The sequence below is a fragment of the Microlunatus parietis genome, from assembly GCF_013407955.1.
Classification (GTDB): Bacteria; Actinomycetota; Actinomycetes; order Propionibacteriales; family Propionibacteriaceae; genus Microlunatus; species Microlunatus parietis.
In genome coordinates this window covers 6703029-6722240 of record NZ_JACCBU010000001.1, presented here as the reverse complement: position 1 = coordinate 6722240, position 19212 = coordinate 6703029, and the positions used below count along the sequence as shown (strand labels likewise).

Genomic DNA, 19212 nt, shown 5'->3' with positions numbered 1-19212 from the left:
ATCATGGGCCTGCGCTTCCGTACCCGCTTGACGATCATGATCACCGGCCTGGTCGCCCTGACCGGCCTGCTGCTGCTCGGCATCGAGTACGTGATCATCACCCAGCTGTTCCGCGTCTCGCTCGCGGTCGCCGGGCAGTCCGCGCCGACGCAGGTCTACCCGGCCGATCCGTACGAAACCCAGTCCTTCCAGACGACCAGCCGGCTCGCGGTCGAGTCCGAGCTGGCGAACACGGTGCTGGGCGGATTGATGCCCTGGTCGGTGCTGGCGCTGATCGGGTGCACGGCGCTTTCCGCGGCGCTGTCGTACCTGCTGGCGGGGCGGGCCGTCGGCCGGATCACCGAGGTGACGACGATGGCGCGGGACCTGTCCACCCGGGACCTGCACCGCCGGCTGTCGCTGCCCGGACCCCGGGACGAGATCAAGGAACTGGGCGACACGTTCGACGCGATGCTGGACCGGCTGGAGGCGGCGTTCACCGCCCAGCAGCGGTTCGTCGCGAACGCCTCGCACGAGCTGCGGACCCCGCTCACGGTCAGCCGGACCGCGCTGGAGATCCCACTCGCGCAGGGCCGGGTGCCGGCCACCATGGAGGGTTCGGTACGGACCGCGCTGAAGGCCGGCCGGCAGAGCGAGCGGTTGATCAACGCCTTGCTGGCGCTGACCCGGACCGACGACGTGGCGATCAAGGTCGAGCCGGAGGATCTGTCGGCGATCGTCGACGACGCGGTGTTCGACCTGGCCGAGCAGGCCGAGCGGGCCGGCGTGACCATGATCAACCGGCAGCCGGCCGGGCTGGTCGTCGAGGCCAACCAGACCATGCTCGGCCAGGCGGTGAGCAACCTGATCGACAACGCGATCACGCACAACGCCGACGGCGGGACAGTCTGGATCGACGCCGCGCGGGTCGGCGACACCGTCGAACTCAAGATCGAAAACACCGGCGTCCTGCTCGCCGGGCACACCGTCGAACTGCTGCGGGAACCGTTCTACCGCGGTACGGAGACCAGGCTGGCCGCGGCCCGCGGCCGGGCCGGCCGCAATGTCGGGTTGGGGCTGTCCATCGTCAACTCGATCGTCGCCCGGCACGGCGGGACGCTCGAGCTGGCAGCCCGCAGCGGCGGCGGCCTGATCGCGGTCCTGAAACTTCCCGCCGGAGCCGGGCCGGCACCGCAGCCGAAGGGGTCAGGCCTGCAGGCCGAGCCGCGCCATCCGGGCCGTGTGCCGCTCGACCAGCCGGGTGAACATCCGGCTGATCGCCGCCAGATCAAGGCCGGGGCGATCGACCGTGCCGGTCAATAGGCTGGTCAGCGCGTCCCGGTCGGCGGCCACCCGCTGCGCCTGGCTCAGCGCCTCGCCGACCAGCCGGCGGCCCCACAGCGCCAGCCGGCCGGCCACCCGCCGGTCGGCCCGGATCGCTTCCGTCACGCGGGTCACCACGTACTCGGCCTGCAGTTCGTTGGCCAGCACCTCGTTGACCAGGGCCCGGGTGTCCGCGTCGACGAAGGCGGCCACCTCGCGGTAGAAGTCCGCGGCGAACCCGTCGCCCACGTACGTCTTGAGCAGGCCCTCCAGCCAGTCCTTCGGCGCCGTGTGGGCGTGGAACGCGTCGAACGGGGCGTGGAACGGCCGCATCGCCGTCATCACGTCGCTGCCGAGGTCGGTCAGCCGGACCGCGACCCGGTCGAAGTGGTCCATCTGCCGAGCCGCGAGCTGGGCGATCTCCACCTTGTCCGCGAGCGTCGGCGCGGTCCGCGCGTCCTCGGCCAGCCGCTCGAACGCCGTCAGCGCGCCGTACCCCAGCACACCCAGCAGGTCGACGGCCCCGGCGAGATATTCCGGGTCGGACGGTACGGCGGCGGTCATGGCAGTAGTCTGCCCGGTCGCGCCGGATTCGCGGGTTCGCTAGGTGGGCGGGTTACAATGCCACCTGGTGCGGGGTTTGTGCGCCCTGCCGTACCGGCGACATCGTGCGCCGGAGCCGAGAGGCTCCCCGATGCTGCTGCCGGACCGCCGTACCACGAAGACTTACACGAAATCGCAGACTGACAAAGGGAAGATCCTGACGAACGAGACGCTAGCGGAGAACGCGCCCCAGACCGGAACAACACCGTCCGGCGGACCGCAGACCGACCACCCAGAACCGATCGCCGAGCAGACCTTCGCCGACCTCGGCGTGATGCCGGCCATCACCGAGGCCCTGGGCAAGGTCGGCATCACCCATCCCTTCCCGATCCAGGCGATGGCGCTGCCGATCGCCCTGACCGGGTCCGACCTGATCGGTCAGGCCCGCACCGGCACCGGGAAGACCCTCGCGTTCGGCATCACGATGCTGCAGCGCGTCGTCGCGCCCGACGAGCGCGACTTCGAGGAACTGGCCAAGCCCGGCGCGCCGCAGGGCCTGGTCGTGGCGCCGACCCGCGAGCTCGCGGGCCAGGTCGCCAAGGATCTGACGACCGCCTCGACCAGCCGCAAGGTGCGCATCTGCACGGTGTACGGCGGTGTCGCGTACGAACCGCAGTTCGCCGCGCTGTCCGAGGGCGTCGAGATCGTGGTCGGTACGCCCGGGCGGCTGCTGGACCTGGTGGACCGGCGGGTGCTCGACCTGAGTCACATCAAGGTGATGGTGCTGGACGAGGCCGACGAGATGCTCGACCTGGGCTTCCTGCCCGACGTCGAGCGGATCCTGTCCAAGACCCCCGAACTGCGCCAGACGATGCTGTTCTCGGCGACCATGCCGAGCGCGATCGTCAACCTGGCCCGCCGGCACCTGCGGCACCCGGTGAACATCCGGGCCGAGGCGAGCGGCGAGGAGGCTACGGTCCCGACCACGGCCCAGTTCGTCTACCAGGCGCACGATCTGGACAAGCCGGAGGTGGTGGCCCGGATCCTGCAGGCCGAGAGCCGCAACCGGGTGATGATCTTCAGCCGGACCAAGCGCAGCGCGCAGCGGATCGCGGACGACCTCGTCGACCGCGGCTTCTCCGCTCGCCCGATCCACGGCGATCTTTCCCAGATCGCCCGCGAGAAGGCGCTCAAGCAGTTCCGCGGCGGCGGCGTCGACGTCCTGGTGGCGACCGATGTCGCGGCCCGCGGGATCGACGTCGAGGGCGTCAGCCACGTGATCAACTACGAGTGCCCGGACGACGAGAAGACCTACATCCACCGGATCGGCCGGACCGGCCGGGCCGGGGCGACCGGGGTCGCGATCACCTTCGTGGACTGGGCCGACCAGACCCGCTGGAAGGTGATCAACAACGCCCTTGGGCTGCCGTTCGAGCAGCCGCAGGAGACGTACTCGACCTCCGATCACCTCTTCCACGACCTCGGCATCGACCGGTCGGTCAAGGGTCGGGTCGGGCCGCCCAAGGACGACGACCGGCCCGCCCGCTCGGAACGTTCCGATCGCTCGGAGCGGTCCGACCGCTCGGAGCGCGGGGACCGTTCGGAGCGCGGCGATCGTTCCGAGCGTGGCGACCGCGGCGATCGCAGCGAGCGGCGGCGGGAGCGGAGCCCGGCGGCGGACCGCCCGCGCCGGTCCCGGACGCGGCGCCGGCTGCGCAACGGCGAGCCGGTCGAAGCGACCGCCAGCGACAGCGAGTCCTGACACCCCTCCCTCCATCCCCGCCGACCGGTCACAACAGCAGCGGTGGTGCCTGTCCTGAGCTTGTCGAAGGGACGGCGTGTCGCTGCAGAAGTGACTGATCGGTTCTGACGTACGGCGGCAGCGGGCGGCCGGTCCGAGGAGCGAGGCGGTGCAGGTCCACCGGGAGACGGGTGAGCGCACCTGAATCCCGGTACCGATTTCCGACCGTGCTGTCGCAGCGGCTGGTCAGTCGATCAGGTCACGCTCCACGAGGGTCCCCATCACCTCGCGGACCGCGCCGGTGACCCGGTCGCCGTCAGCGGTGGTGACCCAGGCGATCTCCTCGACCTCGCTGTGCGGCGCGATCTCGCCGTCGTGGCGCGCCGTGTAGGCGATGTAGGTCAGCAGGTCGTCCCGGCCGTCCCGGAACGGCAGATACGTGCCGACGTGGCTCACCGTGTCCGGCCGGATCGTCACGCCCAGTTCCTCGGTCACCTCACGAGCCAGCGTCTGCAGGTCCGACTCGCCCGGCTCACGGGCTCCGCCGGGCAGGTAGAACAGCGCCCGCCCCCGGTTCCGGCCGACCAGCAGTCGCCGGTCGACAATGTGCACCCCGGCCACCTTCTCCACACCGCTGTGCTTCGGAGTCATCGCCCGATCCTCCCCCACCGGCGCCGACTTCAGTCGATCAGGCCTCGCGCGACGAGGGTCGCCATCAGTTCGCGTTCGGCCTCGGTCACCCGGTCGCCGTCGGCGGACGTCACCCAGGCCAACTCCTCCACCTCGCTGTGCGGGGCGAGGTCGCCCTCGTGCTCGGCGGTGTACGCGATGAAGGTGATCAGGTCGTCGCGGCCGTCGCGGAACACCACGTAGGTCCCGACATGGCTGGCCGACTCGAGCCGGATCGTCGCGCCGAGTTCCTCGGCCACCTCGCGGGCCAGGGTCTGCAGGTCCGACTCCCCGTCCTCGCGGGCGCCGCCCGGCAGGTAGAACAACGTCCGCCCCTGGTTGCGGCCGACCAGCAACCGCCGGTCGACGATGTGTACCCAGCCGACCTTCTCCACACCGCTGTGCTTCGCCGCCGTCTGATCCAGCTGTCCCGAGGTCATGACGCCATCCTGCCCGGAATCCGTACCGCAACGGCCGTCTTTCTTCGGCTCCGGACCATCCGGGCCGTCCTCAGGGAGCCCTACCCCCGCTCGCCGACCGGTCAGTTCTGCAGCGACACGCCGACAAAACCGCTGCTTTGGTGACTGGTCGGCGGAATTAGGAGGAGACGTCCTTGCCGGAGAAGCGGGCCCAGGCGGCGAGCCAGAAGACCAGGGCGTAGCCGGCGGCGGTGAGCAGGCCGCGGCCGACGGAGTCGAAGGCCATCGGGTCTCGGAGCAGGTCGCCGAAGGCGGTCCACCAGTGGGTGAGCAGCCAGGGGTGGAGCCAGTCCAGTTGCGGGATGGTGTCGCAGACGAACATCACGACGTTGATCAACACCGTGGCGACGGTTGCGGCGATCGGCTGCTCGGTGAGCACCGAGACGAACAGCCCGATCGCTCCCAGGGCGGCGAAGCCGGCGGCGAGATAGCCGATGATGATCAACAACCGGCCCAGGCCCGCGGCGAAGCCGAGTTGAGTGCCGGAGAAGGTGATCATGGGACCGGTGCCGAACAAGATCACGCCGATCAGCACGCCGACGGCGGCGACGAGCAGGGTGGCGGCCAGCGCGAAGATCACGATCGAGGCGTATTTGATCAAGAGCAGCCGGGTCCGGCCGACCGGCACGGTGAGCAGGTAGCGCAGGGTGCCGAGGTTGGCCTCGCCGGCGATGGAGTCGCCGGCGATCGTCGCGACCGCCAGCGGCAGGAACAGCGGCAGCTCGATGGCCAGCGCCGCCAGGGCGACGAACAGGCCGCTCTGCGTGATCGAGGAGATGAAGTCCGGGCCGCCGCCGTCGCCGCCCCAGACCTTGACCGACACGGCGAGCAGGATCGGGACCGCGGCCAGCACCGCCATCCCGGCGATGTTGCGCCGGCGGGTGAAGATCAGCCGCAGCTCGGAACCGAGCAGCCGCCCCGGCAGCCGGAACCGGCCGCCGGCCTCGAGTTGCTCGGCCCGCTCCCCCTGCACCGCCTCAGCCGCTGACATCGAAGCCCTCCCCGGTCAGCTCGACGTACACGTCCTCCAGGCTCGGCGCGTCGACGGCGAACCCGAGCACCGGCACGTCGGCCGCGACCAGGGCCGGCACGATCTCCCGTACGGGCACCGCGGTCGAGTCCGGCTCCGGCCCGTCCAGTTCCGCGCGCACGGCCGCCGCGTCGGTGCGCACCCGGCGCAGGCCGAGCCGGTCCAGCACCGCGGCCGCCTCGGCCGGCCGGTCGGTCTCGACCCGGACCGTCCGTACCGCCGCCGAGCCGAGGTCGCCGGTCAGACCCTGGGCGATCAGCCGGCCGTTGTTCATCACCCCGACGTGGGTGCAGAGCTGCTGCACCTCGGACAGCAGATGGGACGAGACCAGCACGGTCACGCCCTCGGCGGCCAGGCCGGCGATCAGGTGCCGCACCTCCCGGGTGCCCTGTGGATCGAGCCCGTTCGTCGGCTCGTCCAGCACCAACAGGTCCCGCGGCATCAACAGCGCCGCGGCCAGCGCGAGCCGTTGCCGCATGCCGAGCGAGTAGGCCCGGAAGTTCTTGCCGGCGGCGCTGAGCAGGCCGACCCGGTCCAGGGCGGAGTCGACCCGGCGGCCGCTGGTCCGCGGATCGGCCGCGCGGTCGGCGGCGTCCAGCCGGTTCAGGTTGGCCCGCCCGGAGAGGTACGGATGGAAGGCCGGCCCCTCGACCAGGGCGCCGACCCGCGGCAGCACGGCCCGGGTCGAGGCCGGCATGGGCAGGCCGAACATCTCGTGGCTGCCCGCGCTGGGCCGGATCAGGTCCAGCAGCATCCGGATGGTGGTGGTCTTGCCGGAGCCGTTCGGACCCAGGAAGCCGTACGTCGAGCCGGCCGGCACCACCAGGTCGATGGCGTCGACGGCCACCTGCCGTCCGAAGCGTTTGGTCAGGCCCGACGTGACGATCGGATCGGTCACCGGCCGGTCATCGGCCGAGCGCGTCGTAGAGCAGTTCCGGCCGCACCGCGCCGGCGGCGACCCGGCCGTCGTCGGCGATCACCGCCGAGACCAGCCGGGAGCTGAACAGCCGGCCGCTGCCCCAGGCGCCGGACACCCGCGGCAGCGCCTCGAGGGTCGCGTTGTCGGTGATCGTGCCGGCGTCGCCGCCATCGGCCAGGTAAACCGCGGTCCAGCCCTTGCCGATCACGTTCGGCTCACCAGCGTCCTTCGAGCCCCGGTCCGGCTTCGCGTTCTTGTCCGGGCGGGCCGGCTTCTCGCCCCGGTCGGTCCCTTCGCGCTTGACGTCGGTGCCGGGTGGCGGGGTGAACTCGAAGACGCTCGGGTCGGGCGCGGTGAAGGAGATCTCGGTGAACGCCGCCTCGACGGACGGCTCCGCAGCGCCCTCGCCGAACACCTGGACCCGGAGCGGCAGGAACCGCTCGCCGTCCACGGCGATCCGGACCTGCTCGATCAGCGACCGGTCGTCCTTGGGCTGCAGGACCAGTTCGTACGCGGCCCGGCCGGCGATGGTCACGTTGCGTGCGACGCTGACCTCGGTGGTCGGTTCGATGGCCGCGATGGCCTGGGCCGCGAGCTGCTGCGGCGTGAGCTCCGGCTCGTCGGAGTGCCGTTCGCCCCGGTCCGGCACCGTGCGGTGGATCGCCGTCTTCTCCTGGCTGTTCCAGAGCCACACGTCGGAGCCGTTGCGGATCAGATCGGACTCGCCGAACGTTCCGTGCACGGCGACCCGGCTCTGGTCCTCGGTTCCGGCCCAGACCCGCACCGTGTTGGTGCCGGCCAGCAGCGCCTCGAAGTCGCTGCCGCGGCGGCTGCCCGGCAGGGCCGGCAGGCCGAGTTCGGCGCGAGTCTCCGCCGTCCCGGAGAACTGGGTCGGCCGGGCCTGGGCGACCTCGGCGACGAGTTGCTCGGCGGACCGTTCGGGCAGCGACGGCTCGGCGACTGCCGTACCGGCGACCAGGCTGCCGGCCACCAGGGCCGTGGCCGCGGCCACCGGGATGATCCACCGCAGACGGGGGCGGGACTGGAATGCACGCATGCGCCCATTGTTGTTCCGGATCGGCGTCCGTTCCACCCCCCAGCGGGTGAACTCCGTGGGGAGCGTCACACCACGGTGCTACGCGAGCGGCCCGCAAGCCACTCCGCCGAGCGCTAGGGACAGCCCGACTGTCGATTCGGCGGTCTGCCCGATTCCGCCGGATCGGCGGCATCGGTCACTCTTGACGCATGCCGAACCCTCTCGGACCGGAACACCAGGCCACGCGGACCCTCTCGAACTGGGTCCCGCCGGCCGTCGTGATCACGCTGGCGATGCTGTCGCCGCTGCCGGTGCTGGCCGGCCAGTTCTCCGGTACGAGTCTCGACCCGCTGTCCGCCCCGATCAGCCAGTACGTCCATCTGCCGGGCGGCTACCCGATGGTGCTGCTCGGGGCCTGGCTGCTGGCCGGCTGCGGCGCGGTGATCGCGGCTGATCTGCTCCGCGACGCGGACAGCCGGCAGCAGCAGTTCGGCGCGGTCCTGCTGGCCAGCTTCGCCGTCTCGCTGATCGTGGTCGGCGTGGTGCCGACGGACCCGGCCGGCAGCCACCGTCGTCTCGAACCGGGAACTGGTGCACCGCGTCGCCGTCGGCTGGGCCTTCTTCTCGCTGCCGCTGGCCGGTCTGGTGCTGGCCCGGGCACCGCGCCTGCTGGGCGCCGCCGGCGGTGCCGCCCTGACCCGGCTCGCCGCGGCCCTGCTTGGCGGCGTGCTGCTCTTCGGGTCGGTCCAGCTCCCGCTGCTCGCCGTCGGCGCGGAGGGGATCCCGGCCCTCGGCCTGGTCGAACGGATCGCGTTCGGTTTCATGATCGGCTACCTGATCCTGCTCGCCGTCGTGCTGCGCAGCCCGGCCCGGGTCGCCGTACCCGTTCCATGATCATCCGGTCCGCACCACGTCGCGGGTGGGGTTAACCCGAGGTCCGGTTCGGGTGGCTGCCTGATCGATCGCGACGGCGAATTCCGGAACGCTGTTGATCATGCCGATCACCCGCTCCGCAAGGCCTGCCCCGACCTCGGCGACCCCCTCGGTGGTGGCGACGCTGTCGCTGATCTCGCTGGTCCCGATGGCCGTCCTGCACGTGACCGGGACCGGCCTGAACCCGGTCGTCGCGCCGATCAGCCACTACGTCTTCGTACCGGGCGGCTACCCGATGGTGCTGCTCGGCTCGCTGCTGCTGGCCGGCTGCGGGCTGGTCATCGCGGCCGACCTGATCCGCCGGTACGGCAGCGCCCGGGCCCGCGGTCCGCTGGCCGCCGCCGGCTTGTTGATCAGCTTCGCCGTCGCCCTGATCTTGGTCGGGCTGTTCCCGACCGACCCGCCGGGCAGCGCCGCCGGGGCCGCGACCCTCTCCGCGATCATCCACCGAATCGGGGCGGCCTGGTCCTTCCTGGCGCTGCCGCTGGCCGGCGTCCTAGTCGCCCGTACCTCCGGCTGGTGCCGGGCCGGGCACGCCCGGTCCCTGGTCGGGCTGGCGATCGGCCTGCTCGGTGCGGTGCTGATCTTCCTGTCGATCCACCTGCCGCTGGCCCTGGCCGGGTCGGGGCTGCCGGCCTTCGGCCTGCTGGAGCGGATCGGATTCGCGTTCCTGATCGGCTACCTGATCCTGCTGGCCGTGGCACTGCGACCGGCCACCACGGTGGCGCCGCCGGCGGCGATCAGGGTGCCCGCGCGCGAGGCCGTACCGGTGCTCGGCGGCGCGGACCGGAATAGCGTCGAGGCGGCCTGAGTTGACCCAGGTGTGCTGCCGGGGAGCGTGACGACCACCAGGGTTGTCGCGACATACGGAACGAGGAGCGGCGCGCGTGCGCCGCTCGACGATATCCTGTCCGGGGTCTCCAGTGGCTGAACGTCCGGGTGGACCGGAAAGGGGTCGTAGCTGAGGCTCATGTCGAACGCGTCGAAGGCTTCTCGCTCGGCCCGGTCGAAGCAGTCGCGGTCGAAGTTCTCGCAATCATCGCTGCGGACCCAGACCTGGGTGACGGTCGGTGCACTGCTGGCCATCCCGCCCATGGTGATCGCTCATCTGACCGGAGCGGCGACGATCAACCCCGTGTTCGCACCGGTCAGCGACTACGTCTGGATCCCCGGCGGCTACCTCATGGTGTGGTTCAGCGCCTCGCTGCTGGCCGGGTGCGGCGTCATCCTGGCCCACCGGGTGCACCGGGCGGCCAAGCTGTGGCCGGAGCTGCGCGGTCGGCTGCGCTGGGTGGTCGGCCTGTTGATCAGCTTCGCCGTCGGTCTGTTCATCTCCGGCGTACTGCCGACGGACCTTCCGGAAGCCGTCAGCCCGACGGTCAGCTCGATGATCCACCGGATCGGAGCCGGCTGGGCGCTGCTGGCGCTGCCGGCAGCCGGACTGGTGCTGGCCCGCTCCGCCCCGGCCGTGGTGCTGGCCGGCTATCCCGGCAAGCTGACCACGGTCGCCAGTTGGCTGCTGTACGGGGTGCTGGCCGCCCTGGTGGTGCATTTCGCGATGTTCTTGATCACCGGGACCGGGCTGCCGGCCTTCGGGTTGTTCGAACGGATCGGCTTCGGCGTCCTGATCCAGAACCTGATCCTGCTCGGGTTCGCGTTCGGCAATCAGACCGCGGCCGAGCTGAACGCCGCCGCCGCTGCCGCCGAGGAACGGTTGATCAGCGCCAACGGCGGCCTAGTGACGGGTCCGCTAATGAAAGTCGCGGGAGCTATGGCGAGCCGGGATCATCGCGCCGAGCTCACCGAGCACGTTGGCGAGCGTTTCGATCCGGTCCGCGACCAGATTGGTGACGCCCGACGTGTGCTCGATCACGCCGCGGATGACCAGGCTGTTGCTGCCCCGCGCCGGCCGCCGATAGCGGGACCACAGGGACGCTGAACAGACCACGTTGAGCATCCCGGTCTCGTCCTCGAGATTGAGGAAGGTGACCCCCTTCGCGGTGCCCGGCCGCTGCCGGTGGGTGACCAGGCCGGCCACCCTGACCCGGCGCCGGTCGTACGCCGCGCCGAGGGCCGCGACCGGCAGGACGTCGTGACCGTCCAGCAGTTCCCGGAGATGGTCCAGCGGATGATCATCGGGCGAGATCCGGGTCGCCCACAGATCGGCCAGCGTGAGCTCGGCCGCGCTCATCCCCGGCAGCGTCGGCGGCGCCGCGTCGATCGCCGAGCCCGGCAGCTGCTCGGCGCTGTCGGCGTACCCGGCGTTCCACAGGGCCTGCCGCCGGCTCAGGCCGAAGCTGTCGAAGGCGCCCGCGGTAGCCAGCACCTCGGCCTGGGCGGTGGTCAGCCCGGCCCGGCGGATGACGTCGTTCATCGAGGTGTACGGACGCTCGGCCCGGGCCGCGACCAGCCGCTCGGCGACCTCTTCTCCGATCCCGTGCACGTCGGTGAAGCCGAGCCGGACGGCGAACCGGCCGTCCCGGCGATGCTCGGCGGTCCGGTCCGGTGAGTCCGGGTCGAACTTCTCGACCGGCGGCTGGTGCTCGTCGAGGCAGCGCGGATCGCCGGTCGAGCGGAGCGGGTGCACCGGGCCTGGTCCTTCGACAAGCTCAGGGAACGACGCCTCGCGATTCCCCTCCTCGAGCGGTTCGAGGTCGGAGTCGACGCCGGACCGGACGATGTCGGGCCGGAGCACCCGGACCCCGTGCCGGCGGGCGTCGGCGGTCAGCGACTGGACCGAGTAGAAGCCCATCGGCTGGGCCCGGAGCAGCCCGATCAGGAACGCCCCCGGATAGTGCAGTTTCAGCCAGGACGAGGCGTAGACCAGCAGCGCGAAGCTGATCGCGTGCGACTCGGCGAACCCGAAGTTGGCGAACGCCTGGATCCGGGCGTAGATGTCGTCGGCCAGCGCACCCTCGATGCCGTTGCGGGCCATCCCCTGATACAGCTTGTCGCGCAGCCGTTCGATCTTCTCGGTGCCGCGGCTGGAACCCATCGCGCGGCGGAGCAGGTCGGCGTCGTCACCCGTACAGCCGCCGACGGCCACCGCGATCTGCATCAGCTGCTCCTGGAACAGCGGCACACCGAGGGTCCGTTTCAGCACCGGCTCCAGCAACGGGTGCGGATAGGTCACCGGCTCGGCACCCATCTTCCGCCGCAGGTACGGGTGCACGGCGCCGCCCTGGATCGGGCCGGGACGGATCAGCGCGACCTCGATCACCAGGTCGTAGAACTTCCGTGGCTGCAGCCGGGGCAGGGTGCCGATCTGGGCTCGGCTCTCCACCTGGAAGACGCCGACCGAGTCGGCCCGGCAGAGCATGTCGTACACCCCGGCCTCCTCCTTCGGCAGGGTGGCCAGGGTCCAGGTCTCGCCGAGCTGCTCGGCGACCACGGTCAGCGTGTGCTGGATCGCGTTCAGGATGCCCAGGCCGAGGAAGTCGAACTTGACCAGGCCCATCGTCGCGCAGCCGTCCTTGTCCCACTGCAGCACGGTGCGGTTCTCCATCCGGGCCGGCTCGATCGGGCACACCTCGGAGATCGGCCGATCGGTCAGCACCATCCCGCCGGAGTGGATGCCGAGGTGCCGCGGGCCGCCCAGGAACTGCAGGGCCAGGTCGATCACCGGCTTGGGGATGTCATGATCATCGGCGGACCCGATCGCGGCCCAGCTGTCCTGCTGCTTGGACCAGGCGTCCTGCTGGCCGGTGGAGAAGCCGAGCGCCTTGGCGGCGTCCCGGATCGCTGACCGCGGCCGGTAGCTGATCACGTTGGCCACCTGGGCGGCGTTGCGCCGGCCGTAGCGGCGGTAGACCTCCTGGATCACCTCCTCCCGGCGGGCGGCGTCGAAGTCGACGTCGATGTCGGGCTCCTCGTCCCGGGTCGCGGACAGGAACCGCTCGAACGGCAGCCCGAACTTGATCGGGTCGACGGCGGTGATCTCGAGCACGTAGCAGACCACCGAGTTGGCCGCCGATCCCCTGCCCTGGCAGAGAATCCCCCGCTCCCGGGCGTACTCCACCATGTCGTGCACGATCAGGAAGTAACCCTCGAAGCCCTTGCTCTCGATCACCGCCAGCTCGCGCTGCAGCCGTTCCTCCGCCTCCTCCCGGTTGCCCCGGTAGAACTTGTCGGCACCGAGCCGGGTCAGCTGCCGGAGCCAGCTGGTCGGCGTGTGGCCGGGCTCCACCATCGCCAGCTTCGGCAGCTTCGGCTTGGCCAGGCTCAGGTCGAAGCCGCACTCGGCCGCGATCCGGACCGACTGCCGTACCGCCTCGGGATGGCGCCGGAACTTCGTGATCATCTCCTCGCCGGACCTGAGGAAGGCCGTCGGCGGCGGCAGCCAGCCGTCCATCGCGGCCAGGTCGCGCCGGGCCCGGACCGCCGCCATCGCCGTCGCCAACCGGTAGTCGTCGGGAGTCGCGTAGTGCACGTTGTTGGTCGCCACCACCGGCAGACCATGATCATCGGCGAGCCCGGCCAGCCGGTCGTTGATCAAGGAGTCGTCCGGTTGATCATGGTCGAACAGTTCCACGACGACGTTGTCGGCGCCGAACAGAGCGACCAGCCGGTCCAGCTCCGCGGCCGCCGCCGACTCGCCGCCGGCCGCCAGCGCCCGCCGGACCGGCCCCTTCCGGCAGCCGGTCAGCACCGTCCAGTGATCACGGCCGAACTCGGCCAACTGCTCCAGCTGGTGCACCGGCCGGCCCTTCTCCGGCGTCCGCAGGTGGGCCTCGGTCATCGCCGCGGACAACCGGTGATAGCCCTCGACGCCGCGGGCCAGCATCACCAGGTGCGACCCGACCGGATCGGCGACGCCGACCTGCTGCTCCGGCAGGTCGAGCGAGAGTTCCGCGCCGTAGACCGTACGCAGCTCGCACTCGGCCGCCACCTCGGCGATCCGGGGTGCTGCGTAGAAGCCGTCGTGGTCGGTGATCGCCAACGCCGACAGGCCGAGCGCGACGGCCGTCGCCACCAGGTCCTCCGGCTCGGAGGCACCGTCCAGGAAGCTGAAGTTGCTGTGGCAGTGCAGCTCCGCGTACGGCACCACCGGGCCGTCCGGCCGCTTGACGTCCCGGATCGGGCGGCGCGGCTTCCGTTGCTTCCAGCCCGGCGCCGAGTCGGTCTCGGGCGTCGCCCCGGGATGGGCCTCCGGCCGGCCGGAGAGCCGCCGTTCCAGTTCCGACCACGGGATGTCCGGGTTATGCCAGCCCATGGCGGCTCCCCTCCGGGCTACTCATAGCAGGCCTCCGCGTACCAGTCGTCGTTCTCCAAGATCAACAGCCAGGCGGTGCCGTCGGAGCCGACGACCTGGAAGCGGGCCAGTTTCCGGTGCCGGGCCGGGTCCCACCACTGTTCCTCGATCGGCCAGGGGCCGGCCCAGGCCTGGATCCGGCGGGCCCGGTCGGAGTCGGTACGGAAGCTGATCGGTTCGGTGGTGATCAGCCCGCGGTCGGTGAGCCGGACCGGGCGGCCGTCGTGGCCGTACACCATCGCCGGGCGGCGCTCGGCAAACACCCGGGTCGGGGCGGGCGGCGGGATGCTGCCGGGCCAGGGCAGCTCGACCGGCCGGCGACCGACCGGCTGCTCGCCCCACGCCGACGCCGACTGCCGGTCGGCCGGATCGCGGCCGCCCTGCAGCCCGACCGCCTGGACGCCTTCGTGACCGAGCATGCTCTGCAGCCGGGCGATGCCACGCTCGATCCGCTCATCCGGGGCGCTGCCCCAGAGTCCCTCACCCTGATCGCTGAGCGGCTCGATGCCCTCCGGGATCAGCCGAACCTCGATCACCGGTGCCGGTGCCGGATCGGCCTGCAGCTGCCAGCGCACCCGGTCGATCAGGTCGGCCGAGCCGAACCACCGCGGATGGGCCCAGCGGCGGGTGCCGACCCAGCCGTCGCCGGATCCCGATTCGGACCACAGCGGCTCGGTCTCGGCCTCGATCCGGACCGTGGTGCTGACCAGGCCGTGCCGGGCCAGTCCGGCGACAAAGGCGTCCGCGGTCTGCCGGAGGCTGAAGCCGATCGTCTCAACCGAGGTCAGGCCCGGCTCGAACCGGCAGACCCGGGTGAACTCCAGCGGCGGGGTACGGCTGGCCAGCAGCCCGGCGTCGGCGCCGCCGGCCAGCCGGTGCAGTCGCCCGCCGGGCTTGCCGAACCGGGTCACCACATCCCGCGCCGACAGCGCGGCGAACGCGCCGAGGGTCTTGATCCCCAACCGGGACAAGAGACTGACCAGCTCCGGCTCGTCGAGCGCCCGGATCGGCAGCGGCGCCAGGAAGGCGGCCGAGCCGCCCGGCGGCACCACCCGGTGCCCCTGCTGGTCGGCCAGCCGGGCCGCCTGCTCGGCCGCGAACACCCCGTCGGCGATGCCGATCCGGCAGTCCCAGACGCCGGACCGGACCAGTTGCTCGGCGATCACCGCGGCCGCCTCGCTCTCGCCGCCGTAGAAGCGGCTCGGCACCCGGACCGCGCACCGGCCCGGGGCGATCGGCATCACGCCGGTGCTGACCTCCTCCATCGCCGCCAGCACCGCGCCGAAGACCCGGAGATCGCGGTCGGGCTGATGGTCCAGCAGGGTCAACTCCGGGCACCGTCCGACCGCGTCCCGGCGGCGCTGCCCCACCCGTACCCCCTCGGACCGGGCCGCCGCGGAGCAGGCATACACCTCGCCGCGCGCGATCACCGCGATCGGCACGTCCGGTGCCAGGTCCTCCTCGGTCCGGGCCGCGACCACCGGCCAGTCCGGGCACCACACGACCATCACGCGGGCTGGTGGCATGACCCGCTCCGGACCGCGCGCCATCTCAGACCGCCTCCGCGATGCGTTCCTCGGCGATCTCGGGGACCGTGTCGACCCGGAGATCCGGACCGGGCAGCCACAGCTCGATCCGGCTCGCCGGGCGGCCGGCCCGGCGCACCGTCACCACGGTCCGGCGGCCGGTGATCCGCCCATGTCCCCGGCCCAGTCCGTCCCAGGCCGAGGACTCGATGCCCAGCCGAGCTTCGCTGCGCGGCCAGTCGCCCCAGCTGATCAACATCGCGTCCCGCTGCCGCAGCCTGGTCCGCAGCCTGGTCCGCAGCCGGGCCGCCTGATGCTCGGTCACCCGGGGCGGCCGGACCATGATCACCGAGACGATCTCGGCCAGCCCGGCGACTACGTCCGGCCAGCGCTCACCCGGCTCGGGCACCGCGATGGTCCGGGTCAGGTCGACGCCGAAGCCCGCCGCCGCCGCGAGCCCGAAGTCCGCCGCACCGACCACAGCGACCCATTCCCCCGCCTGGGACGGCGCCGCCATCAGCAGCATCGCCAGGCTCGGGCTGTCCACCACGTACGTCCCGCCGGTCCGGGGCACCAGCAGTGGCTCCAGCGGCGCGATCACCGGCAGGGCCCGGGAGATTCCGCTGCCCTGCATCCGCAGCACCCGGTCCTGCAGTTCGCGGATCCGCGCGGAGTCCGGAAGGCGGGCGACACTCATGAACCCATAATCGAACACAAGTTCGATAGAGTCAATTCCGAGTCAGGCCCCCGCAGGACCCTCTCCCGGATCGGAAGATCAGCGCCGTTGGTCGCGCACGTCAGTGCGGGGTCAGTGGCCCTGCCTAGAGTTCGGCGCAACCGAAGACCACCGGGCACCACGGCCAACCGGGATGGTGCGACCGAGGTGCGTCCCGAAGGGAGGGTGATGTGCAAGAGCTTCGAGCCGTGAAGGGGGCGGCCGGACTCGAGGCCGACGGCAGCAGTAGCCGACTGCCACCGGCGAACTGGCCCAAGCCCGCAGAGGTCACCAGTCGACACGAGCCCAAGGGTCCTGACGATGTGGCGTGAGGCGCGAGAGGCCGGGTACTCCGAACACGAGATCGCAGCGCTGCTGCCGCGGTTCGAGCCCAGCCGCCCACGGGATGCCGTCAGTGTGGTGCACCTCCGATCTGCCCTGATCCTCGTCGGGATCCCACTTCTCGCGTCGGCCCCGTTCCTGGGCGCATTTCCCGTGCCGAACGCTGTGGCAGCCACCGCCGTTCTGCTCGGGATGTGCCCGCTGGCGTGGCTCGTGGTGGCCCTGCCGGCGTTTCATCCCCTTCTCGTCACCATCGACGATTGCACGGTCCGGGTCTTCCTCGGACGGCGCCGGCTGCTCCGAATGGCCGGACCAGACCGGGCCCGCCCGGAACGGCGCCGGAAGCCATTGCTGCGGATCGTTGGTTGGTCGGTCTCGGCCGCGCTGCCGCTGGGTCTGGCCGCCCTGTATTCGGTGACGGGACACCTCCACCTGATCGGGCCAACGGTCGGCTGGATCGCGATCATGCTGATCGTCATCGCGGCGGCGCTGGCCCTCGTGCCCAGATCGGTGTTCCATCTCGTGATCTTGCGGCCCGGAGTTGAACCACTGCACCCTCGAGTCGCAGCCGTGCTGCTGGTCGACTATCTGGTCCGAGGCGGTGATCCCGGTCGACTCGGCACCGGAATCACCCTAGGCGAACTGCGCGTTCCGGCGACATTCGTCGACGGGACCGCCACCACGGAGTTCAGCTGATGCCCGCAGTTCGGATCCCGACGACCCTTCCTCGAAGATCACAGTTCGCCGAACGTGCGCGCCACCAAGCGAGATCGCCGGGCGAGCAGGATCCGGGTCAGGCTCCGCCAGGCGGCGCGGACCCGGGCCGGCGGTTGGAATTCCCTCCGCCGGCGCGACAGCCGGTGTGCCACTCTCTCCTCGGCGCGAGACACCAGCAGCTTGGCGTACTCTTCGCGGGGCGTTTCCGGAGGCATGAGATACATGACCGTCTCCTCGATCTGGTTGCTGACCTTTGCCCCACCGACGAAGGCGCCACCGCCCCGATCGACATCGCGGAGAGAATCTCCGGTAGCCACCTATCTCGAGGTACGGTGCGCGGGCGTCAAGGCGGCGACGAAGCGGCGTGCGATGTCGATCATGTGCTGTTGCGCGGCGGTACGGTCCTCGGCGGCGATGACGTACAGGGCAGCTTCGTCGGCGACGGCGATCAGTGCATGGGAGAGCGGCTCGATCGGTGCGCGTTCGAATTCGCCGGTGCTCATGCCCTGTTCGAGCGCGGCACGGATCAGGCCGAGGACGTGTCGTTTGCAGATCTCTCGCCACCGCTCCCAGCCGAGCACCGAGGGCCCGTCGAGCAGCACGATCCGCCGGGCGGCCGGATCATCACACGACTCGAGCCAGCGCACCATCGCGGCATCGAGCATCGCGCTCGCACTGTCGGTCGCGGCCGCTGCCCGCATCAGCTCGGCGGCGATGTCGCGCTCGACCTCCTCGACGACGGCGGCGAACAGTTCGACCTTGTCGCCGAACTGGTGGTAGAGCGCACCTCGGCTGACGCCGGCCGCGGCAACGATCGCGTCGGTGCCGACCTGGCTGAACCCGAGGTCGGCGAACAAGGTTCGGGCCGCATCGAGGAGCGCGCGCTTGGTGGCTGCGGTCCGGTCGGCCTGGGTGCGGCGGGCGCGGGGACCTCGATCGTCGGTCGAAGTCCCTTGCCTCGGCGGAGAGTTTTTCATACAGTCTGTCTGTAATTTTCGTGCAGGTTGTCGGTTTTTCTTCAGTCTAGGAGCCAAGGTGCCTTTTCTCGAACTTCCCTCCGGCGCGGTGCGCTACGACATCTATGGGCCCGAGGTGTCGGCGGCGCCGCCGGTGGTGCTGGTGCACGGGCTGCTGAACGACGCCGTCATCTGGACGGAGGTCGCGGAACGGCTCGCCGGGCAGGGCATCCGGTCCTATGCGCCGGACTGGCCGCTCGGATCGCACACGGTGCCCCGTGATCGTGATGCCGATCAGTCGCCTCGGGGTATCGCCCGGCTGATCGTGGAGTTCCTCGCCGGCCTCGAGCTGAGCAACGTGACGCTGGTCGGCAACGACACCGGCGGTGCCTTGTGCCAGTTCGTGATCGATGAGGATCCGAGCCGTGTCGCACGGCTGGTGCTCGGTAACTGTGACGCCTTCGACGTCTTCCCGCCCGAGGCTTTCGCGCGACTGTTCGCCGCCATGCGCAGCGAACGACAGGTCGCCCTCCTGGCCAAGCTCATGCGCCTCCGGCCGCTGCGCCAGTCCGGTCTGGGCTTCGGGCCGTTGGCCCACAACCTCCCGGCCGACCTGACCGCCCGCTGGATCCGCCCGCTCAACGAGAACCCGGGCAGCGTCGCCGACCTGGCCCGGTTCGCCCGCGCGGTCGATCCCGCCGAGCTGCTCGAGCTGTCCACCCGGCTGCACCGCTTCACCGGTCCTGTCACGTTGGCCTGGGGAACCGACGACCAGGCCTTCACCGAGGAACTCGGGCGCCGGCTGCAGCAGGCGTTCAGCGACGCCACGTTCGTGCCGATCCCCGGCGCCCGGACCCTCACTCCGCTCGACGCGCCCGAAGCCCTCGCCGAACAGATCGCCGCCATCGCCGCGAGGCCTGCCTCGACCGACCAGAAATGATCGCGGCCGATGTCGATCCCGGCCCATCCTTCTTCGTCGGTCGGTCAGACAACGTCACCGCGGAAGGAACGCCGATGACCACGTAAGCCGACCGACGTTCCCCCGCCCGAGAG

General features: G+C 71.1%; 16 protein-coding genes and 3 pseudogenes. 8 read left to right on the top strand and 11 right to left on the bottom strand.

The annotated features are described in order from the left end of the window. The first annotated feature begins 3 nt into the window (after window positions 1-3). Window positions 4-1302 carry a sensor histidine kinase gene (locus tag BKA15_RS32330; RefSeq protein WP_179757748.1) on the top strand — a complete coding sequence of 433 codons (1299 nt, stop codon included), beginning with the start codon at window positions 4-6 and terminating at the stop codon, window positions 1300-1302. Here the strand turns inward: BKA15_RS32330 and BKA15_RS32325 are convergent. Beyond that, window positions 1186-1866, bottom strand: coding sequence for a ferritin-like fold-containing protein (locus BKA15_RS32325; RefSeq protein WP_179757747.1), 681 nt, complete (start codon window positions 1864-1866; stop codon window positions 1186-1188). The genes BKA15_RS32330 and BKA15_RS32325 overlap by 117 nt on opposite strands. 130 nt (window positions 1867-1996) lie before the next feature. Here BKA15_RS32325 and BKA15_RS32320 point away from each other — a divergent pair, with 130 nt between their 5' ends. Next, window positions 1997-3607, top strand: a complete 1611-nt coding sequence (locus tag BKA15_RS32320; RefSeq protein WP_179757746.1) for a DEAD/DEAH box helicase — start codon at window positions 1997-1999, stop codon at window positions 3605-3607. A 225-nt stretch (window positions 3608-3832) separates the two neighbouring features. On the opposite strand, the gene BKA15_RS32315 is transcribed toward BKA15_RS32320, so the two are convergent. The 5 genes from BKA15_RS32315 to BKA15_RS32295 all read right to left on the bottom strand — a co-directional run bounded on the left by BKA15_RS32315 (window position 3833) and on the right by BKA15_RS32295 (window position 7740). Further along, the gene (locus tag BKA15_RS32315) at window positions 3833-4237 is read right to left on the bottom strand and encodes an NUDIX hydrolase (RefSeq protein ID WP_179757745.1); all 405 of its coding nucleotides are present in this window, start codon (window positions 4235-4237) and stop codon (window positions 3833-3835) included. A 29-nt stretch (window positions 4238-4266) separates the two neighbouring features. Next, window positions 4267-4695 (bottom strand): NUDIX hydrolase, encoded by a 429-nt coding sequence (locus tag BKA15_RS32310; protein ID WP_179757744.1) that lies wholly within the window; start codon window positions 4693-4695, stop codon window positions 4267-4269. Between the two features lie 157 nt (window positions 4696-4852). Next, window positions 4853-5725 (bottom strand): ABC transporter permease, encoded by an 873-nt coding sequence (locus BKA15_RS32305; RefSeq protein WP_179757743.1) that lies wholly within the window; start codon window positions 5723-5725, stop codon window positions 4853-4855. Further along, entirely contained in the window at window positions 5712-6662 is a 951-nt protein-coding gene (locus BKA15_RS32300; RefSeq protein WP_179757742.1) for an ABC transporter ATP-binding protein, read from the bottom strand. Before BKA15_RS32300 ends, BKA15_RS32305 begins: the two co-directional genes overlap by 14 nt. 7 nt (window positions 6663-6669) lie before the next feature. Continuing rightward, on the bottom strand, window positions 6670-7740 hold the full coding sequence (locus tag BKA15_RS32295; protein ID WP_179757741.1) for a LolA family protein: 1071 nt from the start codon (window positions 7738-7740) through the stop codon (window positions 6670-6672). Window positions 7741-7928: 188 nt separating this feature from the next. On the opposite strand from BKA15_RS32295, the pseudogene BKA15_RS37440 reads away from it, so the two are divergent. From BKA15_RS37440 to BKA15_RS36080, 4 genes and pseudogenes are all read left to right on the top strand, one after another. Then, a pseudogene (locus BKA15_RS37440) lies at window positions 7929-8273 on the top strand (DUF998 domain-containing protein); the annotation flags it as partial. Window positions 8274-8301: 28 nt separating this feature from the next. After that, a pseudogene (locus tag BKA15_RS32285) lies at window positions 8302-8613 on the top strand (hypothetical protein); the annotation flags it as partial. A 100-nt stretch (window positions 8614-8713) separates the two neighbouring features. Beyond that, complete coding sequence (locus BKA15_RS32280; RefSeq protein WP_179757739.1) at window positions 8714-9463, top strand: DUF998 domain-containing protein; 750 nt, start codon at window positions 8714-8716, stop codon at window positions 9461-9463. 159 nt (window positions 9464-9622) lie between these two features. Beyond that, window positions 9623-10291: pseudogene (locus BKA15_RS36080) on the top strand (DUF998 domain-containing protein); the annotation flags it as partial. Between the two features lie 111 nt (window positions 10292-10402). On the opposite strand, the gene BKA15_RS32275 reads toward BKA15_RS36080, so the two are convergent. The 3 genes from BKA15_RS32275 to imuA' are packed head-to-tail and all read right to left on the bottom strand — an operon-like array spanning window position 10403 to window position 16126. Next, window positions 10403-13864 carry an error-prone DNA polymerase gene (locus BKA15_RS32275; RefSeq protein WP_179757738.1) on the bottom strand — a complete coding sequence of 1154 codons (3462 nt, stop codon included), beginning with the start codon at window positions 13862-13864 and terminating at the stop codon, window positions 10403-10405. Between the two features lie 17 nt (window positions 13865-13881). Continuing rightward, window positions 13882-15429: a DNA polymerase Y family protein gene (locus tag BKA15_RS32270; protein WP_179757737.1), complete on the bottom strand. Its 1548-nt coding sequence runs from the start codon at window positions 15427-15429 to the stop codon at window positions 13882-13884. A 25-nt stretch (window positions 15430-15454) separates the two neighbouring features. After that, on the bottom strand, window positions 15455-16126 hold the full coding sequence (gene imuA' / locus BKA15_RS32265) for a DnaE2-dependent mutagenesis accessory factor ImuA' (protein ID WP_179757736.1): 672 nt from the start codon (window positions 16124-16126) through the stop codon (window positions 15455-15457). A 513-nt stretch (window positions 16127-16639) separates the two neighbouring features. On the opposite strand from imuA', the gene BKA15_RS32260 reads away from it, so the two are divergent. Then, window positions 16640-17182, top strand: coding sequence for a hypothetical protein (locus BKA15_RS32260; protein ID WP_179757735.1), 543 nt, complete (start codon window positions 16640-16642; stop codon window positions 17180-17182). Between the two features lie 38 nt (window positions 17183-17220). On the opposite strand, the gene BKA15_RS32255 is transcribed toward BKA15_RS32260, so the two are convergent. Beyond that, window positions 17221-17427 (bottom strand): hypothetical protein, encoded by a 207-nt coding sequence (locus BKA15_RS32255; RefSeq protein ID WP_179757734.1) that lies wholly within the window; start codon window positions 17425-17427, stop codon window positions 17221-17223. Window positions 17428-17520: 93 nt separating this feature from the next. Next, window positions 17521-18237 carry a TetR/AcrR family transcriptional regulator gene (locus BKA15_RS32250; protein WP_218871670.1) on the bottom strand — a complete coding sequence of 239 codons (717 nt, stop codon included), beginning with the start codon at window positions 18235-18237 and terminating at the stop codon, window positions 17521-17523. Window position 18238: 1 nt separating this feature from the next. Here BKA15_RS32250 and BKA15_RS32245 point away from each other — a divergent pair, with 1 nt between their 5' ends. Further along, window positions 18239-19099, top strand: a complete 861-nt coding sequence (locus BKA15_RS32245) for an alpha/beta fold hydrolase (protein ID WP_179757733.1) — start codon at window positions 18239-18241, stop codon at window positions 19097-19099. Window positions 19100-19212: the final 113 nt, after the last annotated feature.